Annotated in this window: 11 protein-coding genes; 6 read left to right on the top strand and 5 right to left on the bottom strand. The window is 68.3% G+C overall.

All coding sequences use genetic code 11. The annotated features are described in order from the left end of the window. Nucleotides 1–41 precede the first annotated feature (41 nt). The 3 genes from BSZ36_RS09950 to BSZ36_RS09960 all read right to left on the bottom strand — a co-directional run bounded on the left by BSZ36_RS09950 (nucleotide 42) and on the right by BSZ36_RS09960 (nucleotide 3,897). Nucleotides 42–419, bottom strand: a complete 378-nt coding sequence (locus BSZ36_RS09950; RefSeq protein WP_094548474.1) for a putative signal transducing protein — start codon at nucleotides 417–419, stop codon at nucleotides 42–44. Beyond that, nucleotides 412–1,515: a CPBP family intramembrane glutamic endopeptidase gene (locus BSZ36_RS09955; protein WP_179271119.1), complete on the bottom strand. Its 1,104-nt coding sequence runs from the start codon at nucleotides 1,513–1,515 to the stop codon at nucleotides 412–414. Before BSZ36_RS09955 ends, BSZ36_RS09950 begins: the two co-directional genes overlap by 8 nt. A gap of 1,044 nt (nucleotides 1,516–2,559) precedes the next feature. Next, nucleotides 2,560–3,897, bottom strand: a complete 1,338-nt coding sequence (locus tag BSZ36_RS09960; protein ID WP_143536841.1) for a DUF512 domain-containing protein — start codon at nucleotides 3,895–3,897, stop codon at nucleotides 2,560–2,562. A 159-nt stretch (nucleotides 3,898–4,056) separates the two neighbouring features. On the opposite strand from BSZ36_RS09960, the gene BSZ36_RS09965 reads away from it, so the two are divergent. Beyond that, entirely contained in the window at nucleotides 4,057–4,527 is a 471-nt protein-coding gene (locus BSZ36_RS09965) for a PaaI family thioesterase (protein ID WP_094551275.1), read from the top strand. A gap of 51 nt (nucleotides 4,528–4,578) precedes the next feature. Here BSZ36_RS09965 and BSZ36_RS19390 read toward each other — a convergent pair whose 3' ends face one another. After that, a complete protein-coding gene (locus BSZ36_RS19390; RefSeq protein ID WP_179271120.1) occupies nucleotides 4,579–4,755 on the bottom strand; it encodes a hypothetical protein in 177 nt (58 codons plus the stop codon). 223 nt (nucleotides 4,756–4,978) lie between these two features. On the opposite strand from BSZ36_RS19390, the gene BSZ36_RS19395 reads away from it, so the two are divergent. Then, nucleotides 4,979–5,155 (top strand): hypothetical protein, encoded by a 177-nt coding sequence (locus tag BSZ36_RS19395; RefSeq protein ID WP_179271121.1) that lies wholly within the window; start codon nucleotides 4,979–4,981, stop codon nucleotides 5,153–5,155. A gap of 54 nt (nucleotides 5,156–5,209) precedes the next feature. On the opposite strand, the gene BSZ36_RS09970 is transcribed toward BSZ36_RS19395, so the two are convergent. Beyond that, on the bottom strand, nucleotides 5,210–7,606 hold the full coding sequence (locus BSZ36_RS09970) for a DNA gyrase/topoisomerase IV subunit A (RefSeq protein WP_218827633.1): 2,397 nt from the start codon (nucleotides 7,604–7,606) through the stop codon (nucleotides 5,210–5,212). A gap of 243 nt (nucleotides 7,607–7,849) precedes the next feature. Here BSZ36_RS09970 and BSZ36_RS09975 point away from each other — a divergent pair, with 243 nt between their 5' ends. The 4 genes from BSZ36_RS09975 to BSZ36_RS09990 all read left to right on the top strand — a co-directional run bounded on the left by BSZ36_RS09975 (nucleotide 7,850) and on the right by BSZ36_RS09990 (nucleotide 13,398). Next, the gene (locus BSZ36_RS09975; protein WP_094548482.1) at nucleotides 7,850–8,320 is read left to right on the top strand and encodes a DUF4126 family protein; all 471 of its coding nucleotides are present in this window, start codon (nucleotides 7,850–7,852) and stop codon (nucleotides 8,318–8,320) included. Between the two features lie 64 nt (nucleotides 8,321–8,384). Then, nucleotides 8,385–9,830, top strand: a complete 1,446-nt coding sequence (locus tag BSZ36_RS09980; RefSeq protein ID WP_094548484.1) for a redoxin domain-containing protein — start codon at nucleotides 8,385–8,387, stop codon at nucleotides 9,828–9,830. A 275-nt stretch (nucleotides 9,831–10,105) separates the two neighbouring features. Continuing rightward, on the top strand, nucleotides 10,106–10,888 hold the full coding sequence (locus BSZ36_RS09985) for an ABC transporter ATP-binding protein (protein ID WP_094548486.1): 783 nt from the start codon (nucleotides 10,106–10,108) through the stop codon (nucleotides 10,886–10,888). Continuing rightward, entirely contained in the window at nucleotides 10,885–13,398 is a 2,514-nt protein-coding gene (locus BSZ36_RS09990) for an ABC transporter permease (RefSeq protein WP_094548488.1), read from the top strand. Before BSZ36_RS09985 ends, BSZ36_RS09990 begins: the two co-directional genes overlap by 4 nt. The last annotated feature ends 1 nt before the right edge of the window (nucleotide 13,399 follow it).

A 13,399-nucleotide genomic window follows, 5' to 3' on the forward strand; every position in this document is an offset into this window, starting at 1 on the left:
GCCAGAGGCGGGGCAGAACGGCGCCTCTGGCGCCAAAGGGGCTACTCGTCCTCCGCGGGGTCCTCGTCGGGCACGTCGAGGCTGATCTCCTCAATTCCGGAGTCCAAACGCGCCTCCGAGGTGGGATCGTGGGCGTCGGGCGCCATCACGTCGGCGCTCATCGCGGCCTCCTCCAGTTCGGCGTCGGTCAGCGGGTTCTCCCCGAGGACTTCGGCGGCTTTGTCCGCGTGGCTCGGTGGCACCATGACGTGCACCGGCGAGAGGTCTCCGACGTTGAGGTTGAAGCTGTGATCGCGCTGCGTGAGCACGATGGCGGAAACCCCAGCTTCGTCTAGGCGATCGCGGACGAGATCGGCTTCGAAATCCGTGGAGCAGGAGAAGGCGGAAACCCAGCCTTCGTATCGGGCGGCGTCAGACATAGGAGGGAGAGGCAGAAAGAGAGGGGGGATCGGGCACGTGAACGGGCTGGGCGTCCTCGGTTTCGCCCACGAGCGCGCGGCGGCGCTGGAGCATGAAGTAGACGACGGCGGCCGTCGCTACGGCGCTCGCGGCGGCAAGGTACCACGGCAGCCCCATGCCTTCGAGCGCTTCGACGTCCATTTCAGGCTGGGAGCGGACGTAGGCGACGCCGAGCACGGCGAGGCCGTTGTTGAGCAGGTGCACGAGGGTTCCGGTCCACACGCTGCCCGTTGCCCACACCACGAAGCCGAGGTACACGCCTAGCGCCGCCAGAGGCAGGGCCTTGGTGAGTTGCAAGTGGTACAGCCCGAACACCACGCCGACAAGCACGATGGACCACATCATGCCAAGACTCCGCTCTACCTGGCGCTGGAGGTAGCCGCGGAAGATCAGCTCCTCGCAGATCGCGGGCGTGATCGCCACGGCGATGAACAGGAACCACGTGGGCAGATCTGTGCCCATGAGCAGCATCTCCACCATGTCGGCCTGCGCGGCGTCGAACTCGCGGAGGCTCTCGGGAAGCGGCAGCTTGGTGTTCATCTCGCCCAGCCACAGCACGAGCGGGTAGAAGACGGCCCACCCCACCCCAGCGAGCAAGAAGCCGACTCCGTCGGGCCGGCGGATGCGGAGAAACTCCTTCCAGTCCGGCGTGCTCCACCGCGCCATCAGACACGCGACGAGCGTGAAGCCGAGCCATTGCCCGAGCGTGTTGCCGCCCAACAGCAGCCCGCCGTGGTTGGTCAGGAGCGCCTCTGGCGTCATGGACAGCTCGCCCCCCTCCATGATGTCCCCCACCATGCCGACGCCGACGACGATGGCACCGATGATGTTGAAGATGACGAAGCCACCGACGAGAACGAGACCGGCCGCCAAGAGTGGGTTGAACTGGTTGCGCTCCACCCATCCCGTCATGCGGATCGGCTGCGCCCATGACCACGCATCGACGAGGGCCTCTGGCGCGCGTTTCGGGGCGAGGCGGTCCATGCGAACCGGAGTGGAGGCGTCGGCCGCCAGAGGCGGGTCACTGGGGAACGGGGGCAGAACGGGATCGGGCACGGGGGCGAAGGAGGTGTGCGCGGTCCCCAACGAACGCCGGGCCATCCGGGATTCACCGAGCCGACGGGCGGGAAGATGGGAACGCGGGGGTTCCGGTTCTCGGTTCTCGGCGCCAGCCCCTCTAAGGCCTCTGGCGCGTGTGTTCTCGCATGGCCGCTCTCTTTGGAACAGGAACAGAGGCATATTCCAATACCGGTCTCCTCTGGCGCCAGAGGGGTGCGCTTCCTGAACTCAGATCAAGGCATGCGGCTCGTTCTCGCTTCGATCCTCTTCACGCTCGGAGCGTGCAGTCCGAGCGGTAGCGAGGTGACCGTCGTTCCTCTCGACTCGTTGTTTGCGGACGCTCCAGCGATGCGGTGGATGTGGGACGCGCCACAGATCGACAGCGCAAGGAGCCTGAAGGATTCAGAAGCCAAGCGCGCGATTCAATCGCTACACCAGAGGCAGGAACTGCTGCCCTCGGCGCTGTCCCTGTACAGCCGGACATTTGCGGGAGCCTACTCTGGAGGCCAACCCATCGTGGTGATCCGCGGGATTCCTACCTCGTCCGAGGGTTTTACTCAAGACGGGAGTTGGTTCGCGATGTACTTCCCTGAAGGGGACAGTCTCTCTGGGGTAGGCTATGACCAAGTGGAAGACAGGCGGTATCGAGCAGAAAGCCCAGCTCTCTATGGTCTCATGACCTTTGAACGCCAACAGTGCTCCACGTGCCATGCTGTCTCCCCGCTGCTGGAGGCGCAAGTGGATAGCAGTCCACTGACGGTACCTGGTCCCGATCTTGGAGCGTGGGCTGGCTCTTTGCGGCCTCTCGCAAACAGCGACTCCCTGCTGGCAGACGAAGGATACTTCAGATCGTCAGTCCTCTACCCATCGCGCCATATCGCGGCCGGGTATCGAGATGGAATGCCGAGCTACGCTGGCAAGCTCGATGGGCTCGACCTTCGGGCCATCTGGACATTCTTGAGATGCGCCTCGGACTCACCCCCCGACCGCTATTCCTGCACCGGAATCCAGTAGCAATCCCATCGCCAGAGGCCTCTGGCGTTACGCCGCGATCGCCTCTGGCGCGGAGAGCGCGTCGAAGACCGCGTTCCAGTCGCCGGCGAACACGTCGACTGGCACGTCGCCGAGGGCGCGAGAGAGGTCAGCCGGCTCCATCTGGCCGGGGCGGTTGTCCAGGAATAGCCCCTCGAAGTTGACCACGTCGGGCGGGAGCAACACGAGATCGCCGACCTCCCCCCTCTCAGCCAGAGGGCCGAGCCCGGCCTTCAGGCTCTTGAAGTTGAGCAGGCCGCTCACGGTCACCACGCTGCCGAACAGCGTGTTCTCGCAGCCGACGACGTTGACCGTCAGGTTCTCCACGCGCTCCAAGACCGGCGCCACGCGGTCGCGCAAGAGGCCCTCGGTGAGGGTGCCGGTCGCGATTGTCAGCGTGCGGGGCTCGGGGAGCGAGGCGGGGAAGTCCTCGGCCTGGAACTCCAGTTCGTTGAGGAAATCGCGGCTCATGCCCACGCCGTTCTCCATCAGCGGGTAGCCGTCGTAGTCGTCCTCTTGCGGGAAGTCCTCATCGCCCAAGATGAACACCTCATCCGAGACGTAGACGAATCCGCGGCCCAGCGTCTCGCGGAAGTGCGCCTGCCAGCGCTGCACGAGCCGCACGAGCTGCCGGGCCTCTGGCGGCGAGACCGTGCGGAGGTCCATGAGCGCGCGGCGGTGCTCGGTAATGCCAACGGGCACGATGGAGACCGAGAACAGGTGCTCGTGGAGGTCCGCCAGTTCGAGGATGGTCTGCACCAGCCGCCCAGCGTCGTTGTAGCCAGGGACGAGGACGATCTGCGCGTGCAGCTCGATGTCGTTGGCGGCCAGGAACCGCAGCTTCTCCATCAGCTGGTCGTTCTGCGTCCTGTGGCCCATCATCGCGCGGCGCGTGGGCGTGTGCGTGCAGTGGACCGAGATGTAGAGCGGCGAGAGGCGTTGCTCCACGATCCGCGCGAGGTCGCGCTCGCGGAGGTTGGTGACGGTGATGTAGTTGCCGTAGAGGAACGACATCCGGAAATCGCCGTCGCGGAAGTACAGCGTGTCGCGGAGCCCGGTCGGGTTCTGGTCCACGAAGCAGAACACGCAGTCGTCGCCGCAGGTCTTGATGCGGAACTCCTCAAGGTCCACGCCCAGCGGGTCGTCGATGTCCTTTTCGACGGTGTGCTCGGCGATGGTTCCGCCCTGGCGCACCTTGAGCGCGAGGGTCTCCTCGGCGGCTTTGAACCGGAAGTCTAACTCGTCCGCGACGGCCTCGCCGCCGACGGCCAGGATCTGGTCGCCAGAGGCGAGTCCCAGGCGCTCGGCGATGGAGCCGGGCTCGACGGAGGTGATGCGGACGGGCATGGGCAGATTCGGGGTCGGCTTCCAAGAACGGGCGACACCCGCGAAGGATCGCGCCAGAGGCCGTGAAGGGTTCGGGCGTTTGCCACCTCTGGCGCCAGAGGCGGTCGGAACTTTTCGGGCGCCGCGGAGCCTTACGCATCCCGCATCCCGCATCCCGCAATGGCCGCCCCTACCGATCCCGAATTTCTCAACGCGCTCGGCCGCATGGCCGACATGGGCGCCAAAGGCCTCAAGCTGCCGCCGCCCGTGTTCCACGAGATGAAAGCCGAGCCGCTCGACTTCCAGCGGGGCGATGCGAACGGCCTCGGGGCGTCGATGAAGGTCCGCTTTCCTGTCTTGGAACAGTGGCAGAACCCGATGGGCCATATGCAAGGCGGCGCCATCGCGATGGCGATGGACAACGTGATCGGGCCGCTGAGCTACCTCGCGGCGCCCCCCTCGGCGACCACGCAAATGAACCTGACCTACCTCGCCCCGATCACGCCAGAGGCGGAGCACATCGAGATTGAGGCGCGCGTGACGATGCTAGCCGGGCGCTCGGTCGTCATCGACGCGGAACTGACGCTGCCCGACGGCACGATCGCAGCGCTCGCGCGTGCCACGAGCGTCATCGTGCGGCCCAAGAAATAGGCGCCTCTGGCGGCATCACGCCAGAGGGCTCGGTTGCGCTGCGCCAGAGGCTCAGGCGTAGGCGCGCGTGCTCGGGTCCTCTGGCGCTTCGGAGTCGCGGTCGAGGCGGCGCAGAAGGTGCGCGGAGACCGTGCAAGCGGTCCGCAAGCCGGAGAGAACGCGAGCCTGGAGGCGCACGGGAAGCTCAGGACGAGGCGCTGAGCGGACGGGGGTAGCAGTAGCAGTCATGGGACGGGGTGGAAGCGCTACCGAAGAACGCAGCAACAACCACGCCGCGCCAACCACTCACCCTGTCCGTACGACGGTTGAGCCACTTCCGACGACAAGAACAGCGCCTTGTCGCACGCCTGGGGATTGGTGCTCGCCAGATCGTCCAGTCACCAGAGCCTCTGGCGGCCTGAACCCGTCTGCACGCGTGGCGTTTGGAACGCCCTTCCCTTCTTCTCTACCCATGTCTGAACGCTCATCTGCTCGCAAGCTCACGCTCATCATCGGCGGCATCATCGCGCTCGTCTTCGTGTTCCTTGGCTTCACCATCGTCTTCGAGGGCTGCAACGAAGGCGAGATGCAGGCCGATCAAGGGGTAACGTGGCTCGCGACGAGCCCGTCCCACACGCCTCTGGCGTAACCCACGGGTGTAGCGGAGCAGGCCTCTGGCGCCAGAGGCCCGCCCACCGCGTTGTTACTCCTTGCCTGGTAGGTGGAGTTCGATCGGGTCCGGCTCGGCGGTGCGGAGCGTGCCCTTCGAGATGATCGTCGAGCCCTTGTTGCCGCGGTTGCTCACCTCGAACTTCGTCGTGCGGACGGTCTCGGGGCGGCCCCGGCTGGTCTCGACCTCCAGGCCCCGGCGCGCGGCGTCGCTCACGGCCACGCCCAGGATACGGTCGTCCTTGGCGGCGAGGCGCATGGCGATCACGCCCTTGGCGGCGCTCTTGAAGACGGGCACCTGCCGGACGGGGAAGATCAGCGCGCGGCCCTGCTTGCTCGCCAGGCACACGTTCTCGTCGCCAGAGGCCAGCTCGGCGCCGACGACGCTCTCGCCCTTGCGGACGCGCATAAACACGCGGCCGTTCTTGTTGCTCGGGTCCTCGAACGCGCCGGTTTCCACGCGGACGGCCAGGCCGTCGGTGCTCACGGCCACGACGTAGGGGCCGACAAAGGCGTCCTCTGGCGGGGCGCCGTCGCCCTGGAAAAGCTCGGGCGCGGCCTCGCCGTCAAGCTCGGGCACGCCGCGCGGGAGCACCCGCTCGTCAAAGCTCACGACGCCGATCACGCGCTCTTTGTCCTTGAAGTCGAAGTACTTCTGGATGGGGTCGCCGTAGCCGGTCGTCTGCGGCAGGTCGTCCACGCGGGCGGTGTAGCAGCGGCCGGCGCTCGTAAAGAAGCCGATGCTGGCGCGCGTGCTCGCGCCGAGCGCGTGCATCACCGTGTCGCCCTCGCGGACACGGATCGCGTCCAGCGCGGTGTAGGACCTCTGGCGCTTGACCCAGCCCTCGCGCGTCACGATCACGTACACGTCCTCGGCGATGATGTAGTCCTCGGCCGAGTACTCGATCACGGCGTCCGGCCCGGCGATCGTGCTGCGGCGCGCGTCGGCGTACTTCTTCTTGGCCGCCAGAAGCTCCTTGCGCACCATGCGCCAGCGGCCGGATTCGTCGGCGAGCAAGGCGCGGATCTCGGCGGCGCGGGCCTCCTTCTCGGCGAGTTCCTTGCGGATCGCGTTGATCTCCATCCGCGCCAGGCGGTAGAGCTTGATCTCCAGCACGGCGTCGGCCTGGAGCTCGTCGATGCCGAAGCGGTGGCGGAGGCGCTGGCTGGCGTCGGCCTTGTTTTTGGACGCGCGGATGAGCTTGATCGCCTCATCGAGCGCGTCGAAAACGACGACGAAACCCTTGAGGATGTGGATCCGCTTTTCGAGCTGCCGGAGCTCGTGCTTCAAGCGGCGCGTGACGACGTCCAAGCGGAAGTCGAGGAAGTGCTGGAGCGCCGTTTTGAGGTCCAGTTTTTCGGGCGCGCTGATCTCCGGGTTGTCCGTCGGGACGAGGCACGTCAGGTTGACGTGGAAGCGGCTCTGCAGCGGCGTGTGCTTAAAGAGGTACGCCATCGCGGCGTCCGCGCTCGCGCCGCGCTTGATCTCCAGCACGATGCGGACCTCGTCGGTGCTCTCGTCGCGGATGTCGACGATCTGCGGCACCTTCCCCAGGCGGATGTGGTCCGCGATCTTCTCGATCAGCGACGACTTCGTCATCGCGTACGGGATCGAGGTGATGATGACCTTTGCCTTCCCCTCCGTCTCGTACTCGCCGCGCACGTCGATCGTGCCCTCGCCGGTCTCGTAGATCTTCGCGATCTCCGCTGGCGTGTTGAGGATGCGCCCGCCGGTCGGGAAGTCTGGGCCTTTGACGTGGTTGAGGAGCGTCTCCAGCCGCGCGTTGGGGCTCTTGATCAGCGTTACCGCCGCGTCCACGATCTCCGCGAGGTTGTGCGGCGGGATGTTGGTCGCCATGCCGACGGCGATGCCCGTCGCGCCGTTGATGAGCAGGTTGGGGACCGGGGCCGGGAGCACGACGGGCTCGAAGAGCGTGCCGTCGTAGGTCGGCCGGAAGGCGACGGTGTCGTACTTGATCTCCGCCGTCATGTCGGCGCCGAGCGCCTGCAGCCGCGCCTCGGTGTAGCGCATGGCCGCTGGCGGGTCGCCGTCGAGCGAGCCGAAGTTGCCCTGCCCGTCCACGAGCGGGGCGCGGAGCGCGAAGCTCTGCGCCATGCGGACCATCGCGTCGTAGATCGCGCTGTCGCCGTGGGGGTGGTACTTGCCCATCACCTCACCGACGATGGTGGCGCTTTTGCGGAAGCGGGCCTCTGGCGTGAGCCGGAGGTTGGTCGCCATCGCGTAGAGGATGCGGCGCTGGACCGGTTTCAGGCCGTCGCGCACGTCGGGCAGCGCGCGGCTCGTGATGACCGAGAGGGCGTAGTTGAGGTACCGCTCGCGGGCGGTCTCGTGGAGCGGGATAACGTCGACGACGGGCATGGGGGGCGCCTCTGGCGGGGTCCGGGTGTGCGAAGGGGCGAATCGGTCCAAGCTACTCGCCGGGGGTGCCAGGGCGTGTCACACGTGGGAGGGAGACGGAGTGGAGGGATGGTGAGGGACGCGGGGACGCCGTCTGGCCGAGTTCCGAGTTCCGAGTTCCGAGTTCCGAGTTCCGAGTTCCGAGTTCCGAGTTCCGAGTAAAGCTTCTCCGGGCTCGCCTCTGGCGCCAGAGGCTTCGGAACCTTTCGCGGCGTCTCGGTCCAACTCTTCCCTCTTCCCTCTTCCCTCTTCCGCATGGACACCCCTACCGCACTTTCCGCCGCCGCGCTCGGCTGGGTTGCTGGGATGCGCAGCATGACCGCGCCCGCTCTCACCGCCGCCGCGCTGGGCTCTCGCCAGAGGCAGACGCCCGCCCGTCAGCTCAGCTCGCCTCTGGCGCAGCGCCTCTTCGCGTTCGCCGCCGCGGGCGAGATGGTCGGCGATAAGCTGCCGATGACGCCGTCGCGGACGGACGCGATGCCTCTGGCGGGGCGCATCGGCTCGGGCGCGCTTGTGGGCGCGGCGGTCGCGGCCGCCAGAGGCCACTCACGGATCGGCGGTGCGCTGGTCGGGAGCGCGGCGGCGCTGGCGTCGTCGTTTGTGATGGAGCGCGCGCGAGCCCGCGTCGGGGAGGCGACCGGCACGCCGGACCCGGTCGTCGCCGTCGCGGAGGACGTGCTGACGGTCGTCGTGGGAAGCGCGGCGGCGGGCGCCGTTCGGCGCTGAGCCGCGCCGCCAGCCTCTGGCGTGCCTCGTTGTAGGTTCAGAGACACGTCACCTCTGTGGGACCATGTTCCGCGCACTTCTTCCCGTCCTCGCTCTGCTCGTCGCGCTGGCGCCAGAGGCCCAGCCCGTTCTCCACGGACGGCTTCTCACGCCAGACGGCGTGCCGCGCGCGAACGAGCGCATCCAGATCGAGTCGGGCGTCGTCGCCAGAGGCGTGCTGGATTCGACGCGGACCGATGCCGAGGGCCGCTTCACGATCTCACTGCCCGGCCCCTACCTCTACGGTCTCGGCATGGGCCCAGGGTGGGGCGAATGGGTGCCCCTCGCGGCGCAAGAGGCCTCTGGCGAGAGTCGCATCGACCTTGAGGTCCGCCTGGGTGACCTCGCGATGGAAAATGGGTTCGCCGCGACCTCTAGCCTCCCGGTCATCGCGGACCTGATGAACGTCTACGCCGAGGCCGAGCGGTGGCACCGCACGCCCGTGGAGACGCCCCAACTCCTCGCGATGCAGGCTGACGGGGAGGCCCGCATCAACGCGGCGCCTCTGGCGGAAAAAGAGGCGCTGCGCGATTCGCTCGGGGCCGAGTACATGACGGCGTACAAAGCGATCACGTCGGAGCGCGCCCGGACCTTTCTCGCGGGCCGCACGCCAGAGGCCCATCCACTCCTGCGGGAGGGGTACGCGCTCACGGCGTTCGACAAGGTGCACAAGGACTCCGCCCAAGCCGCGATGTTCATCGAGCGCGTCCCGGCATCGTCGCCGTTGTGGAGCTTCGAGGGGCTCTCAGGTCCCGGTGTTGGCAACCTGATCGCGTACGCGGCGCGCGAGTTGGGCCATTGGGACGAGAGCGGTCCGAGCGAGAGCTTCCACGCCTACGTCCGCTACCTCGCGATGGAGTACCCGGACCCGAACGTGCGCCAGCGGGCGCTACAGCGCTTGTTCGAGTTCGACCGAGAGCGGGACGAAGAAGCCGCCCGCGCCACCTACGATCTCTTAGTCCGGGACTTCCCAGACTCGCGAGAGGCTGAGGTCATCCGCCGCTCGTGGGCCGACACGCGCGCCGTCCGCCCCGGCGAGCCCGTCCCCACGTTCTCCCTCCCCGCCCTTCCCGACACGACGGCGACCGTGGCCTCTAGCGACGTGGCCGGCATCACTTACCTCCTCGATTTCTGGGGGAGCTGGTGCATGCCGTGCGTCCGCGAGATGCCCAAGCTCCACGAGTTGCACGAGCGCTACGCCGCCAGCGGCTTTGAGATCGTGAGCATCGCCGTGTTCGACACGCCCGAGAGCGTCGCGCGATTCCAGAGCAAGGGCTTTCCCATGCCGTGGCTCCACGGCCTCGTCACCGAGGGCGACTGGGAAACGCGCGAGGCGCTCCAGGCGCGCTTCGAGTTCGTCGGCTACCCCAGTGCCATTCTCGTGGGGCCGGACGGCGTGATCCTGGCCGAGGGCGCGGGCGCCAGAGGCGAGGAGTTGGAGCGCGCGCTCGCGCTGCACTTCGGCGGCTGACCCGCCAGAGGCCTCTGGCGGGCGTGCGGGGAGATCTCCCTGCGATGGTGAACTGGGCCGGGTCAGCCGAGCGTTGAACGTGCAGGCAGACGACGTAGCTCCCAGGTCGCACGTCTTCCGTGCCGCTGGCGAGACATACGTAGCGCTCCTTCAGGGACACGCGACGGCTCCTTCACCCGGGCTTCCCGCCCTCGTAGGAATCCGCGCCGCCCCAGGGCGGGTACGGGCCTTTCCACGCACAGCCTCTGGCGCCAGAGGCCACTCCTGAGGCCCGTATGGCAGTAGACCGACCGCATCCCGCCCTTTCCGTCCGCGACCTCGCGAAGACGTTTGACAGCGGCGGGCGCCCACTGACCGTCCTCAATGGCGTGAGCTTCGACGTGGCGCCGGGCGACACGCTCGCCATTGTCGGCCCGTCTGGGAGTGGCAAGACTACTCTTCTCGGCCTTGCTGCTGGGCTGGACCGGCCCTCGCGCGGCAGTGTGACCCTCGCCGGGACCGACCTCGGCCCGCTTAGCGAAGACGCCCGCGCCCGCCTCCGCGCGCAGCACGTCGGCTTCGTGTTTCAGAGCTTCCGCCTGCTTCAGACGCTGACGGCGCTGGACAACGTCGCCGTCCCGCTCGAGCTCAAGGGGGCCTCTGGCGCCAGAGGCGTCGCGAGGGACCTGCTGGAGCGCGTCGGGCTGGGAGACCGGACCGACCACTACCCGACGCAGCTTTCGGGCGGCGAGCAGCAGCGCGTGGCCGTCGCGCGCGCCTTCGCGGGCCAGCCGGCCCTCCTCTTTGCCGACGAGCCGACCGGCAACCTCGACGAGGCCACAGGCGCCCGCGTGGAGGACCTCTTGTTCGACCTCAACCGCGAGGCCGGGACCGCGCTCGTCGTCGTCACGCACGACCTGGAGCTCGCCGCTCGGTGCAGCCGCGAGATCCGCCTCCGCGGCGGTCAGGTGGAGTACACCCGCGACGCGCCAGCCACCGACGCCGACCCGGGGGCGCCAGAGGCCGAGACGCCAACCCCACGCCAGGCCGAGACCACCACGCCAGAGGCTACCCGATGAAGATCCTGCCTCTGGCGTGGCGCGACAGCCGCGGGATGCGGCGGCGCCTGGTGCTGTACGTGTCCGCGATGGCGATGGGCGTGGCCGCGCTTGTCGCGCTCCGCTCGTTTGGCGAGAACCTCCGCCGAGCCGTCGAGGAGCAGACCATCGAGGTCTTCGGCGCCGACGTGCAAGCGCGCCGCGGCGCACCGTTCCGCGCGAAGGACGACGCGCTCTTGGACTCCGTGGCCACCGCGTTCGACGCCGCGCTCGTGCGCGAGACCTCGTTCCCGAGCATGGCGCGCTTCCCGAAGTCCGGCCGGACCCGGTTCTCGCAGATCCGCGCGATGGACGGCCCGTACCCGCTCTACGGAACCGTCGACGCGTTCCCCGAGGACGCCGTGGAGCAGTGGCAAGCCTCTGGCGGCGCGCTCGCCGACGCGTCGATGCTGCTCCAGATGGACGCCGAGATCGGTGACTCCGTCGCCGTTGGCGGCGTGACCTACGCCATCGTGGGGCGCGTAGACCGCGTGCCGGGGCAAAGCGATGTGGGCGCCCTCGTGGGTCCGCAACTCTACCTCCCCCGCGCCTCGCTGGACTCGACGTTGCTCAGCCTGGGCTCGCGCGTGCGCAGCACGGCGTACTTCCGCGTGGACGGCATGCGCCCGATGCACCGCCTCGCGACGATCCTCGACGCCAGAGGCTACCGCGTGGAGAAGGCGAAGGACGAGCAGGCGGAGTGGACCGAAGGGACCGCCGACCTCGCGCGGTACCTCTCGCTTGTCGGCGTGGTCGCGCTGCTTCTCGGCGGGCTGGGCGTGGCGAGCGCGATGGGCGTCTACGCCCGCGAAAAGGCCGAGACCGTAGCGACGCTCCGGTGCCTCGGTCTGAGTTCGTGGCGCGTGCTGGGCGTGTACGCCGCGCAGGCCGTCGCGCTGGGGCTCGTCGGCGCTGTTCTGGGCGTGGTTCTCGGGCTGGGCGTGCAACGGCTCCTGCCGCTGGCGCTGGGCGCGTTTCTGCCCGTGACGGTCAGCAACGAAGTCGTGCCTCTGGCGCTGCTCGAAGGGCTGGGCGTGGGTGTCGTGGCGTCCGTCCTCTTTGCACTCCTGCCTCTGGCGGGGGTCCGGCGCGTTCCGCCGCTGCGCGCGCTCCGCTCCGACGTGAGCGCCAGAGGCGTCGACCCGCTCCAGGTGTTGCTCGCGCTTTTGCTCATCGGCGCAGCGTACGGCTTCGTGTTTGTGCAGACGCGGGACTGGCGCATCGCGCTCGGCTTCCTCGGCGGTATGGGCGCGGCGTTCGGGCTCCTGGCGGCGATGGCGGCTCTCGTGCGGCGCCTCGCCAGAGGCTTCGCGCGGCCGTCGATGCCATACGTGTGGCGGCAGGGCATCGCCAACCTCCACGCGCCCAACAACCAGACCCTCGTGCTGCTGCTCTCGCTCGGGCTGGGCGTTTTCCTCATCCTCACGCTCGGCCTCACGCAGAGCTCCATCTTGGACAGCCTCCGCCTCCCGACCGAAGGCGAGAACCCGGACGTGGTCTTTTTCGACGTGCAGCCAGACCAGGCCGACAGCCTGCGCTCGATCCTCGCGAGCGAGAGCGTCCCGATTCTTACCGAGGTGCCTATCGTGACGATGCGCATTCAGTCCATCGACGGGATTCCGACCGACACGCTCCGCGCCGATACGACCGACGGCAGCCCGGAGCGCTGGGCGATCTCGCGCGAATACCGCTCCACCTACCGCAGCGCGCTCACCGATACCGAGGTCGTCACCGCGGGCACGTTCGAGGGGAGCGTCCCGCCAGAGGCCGAGATCGTTCCAGTCTCGATGGACCAGGACGTGGCGGGCGACCTCGGCGTCGGGCTGGGCTCGCGGATCGTGTGGGACATCTCGGGCGTGCCGATCGAGAGCGAGGTGACGAGCCTGCGCGAGATCGACTGGGCGCAGGTGCAGCCCAACTTTTTCGCCGTCTTCCCCGAGGGGCCTCTGGCGGAGGCCCCGCAGACGACGGTCCTGCTGACCCAGACGGGCTCGCCCCAGGCCTCGGCGCGCATCCAGGGCCGTGTGGTGGAGGCGTTCCCCAACGTCTCGGCGGTGGACGTGCGGCAGGTGCTCGCGTTGGTCCAGAAGGTGCTCGGGCAGATCGCGTTCGCGCTGCGCTTCCTGGCGTTTTTCGCCGTGGCCACAGGCCTGGCCGTGCTCGGCAGCGCCGTCCGGGTCGCGCTCTCGCGGCGCACGCGAGAGGCCGTTTTGCTCCGCACGCTCGGCGCGAGTCGGTCGCAAGTGCGCCGCATCGTCGTCGCGGAGTACGCGGGGCTGGGCTTTCTCGCCGCGCTCGTCGGCGGGGTCCTGGCCGTCGCCTCGGCGTGGGCGCTCGCGACGTACTCGTTCAAGATCCCGTTCCAACCCAATGCCTGGTGGCTGCTCGCGACCGCCGTGCTGGTGCCGGTTCTCGTCGGCGCTGTCGGCGTGCTCGGCAGCCGGTCGGCTCTCGCGAAGCCCCCGCTGGACGTGCTGCGGGCGGAGGAGTAAG

This window comes from Rubricoccus marinus, from assembly GCF_002257665.1.
GTDB classification, from domain to species: domain Bacteria; phylum Bacteroidota; class Rhodothermia; order Rhodothermales; family Rubricoccaceae; genus Rubricoccus; species Rubricoccus marinus.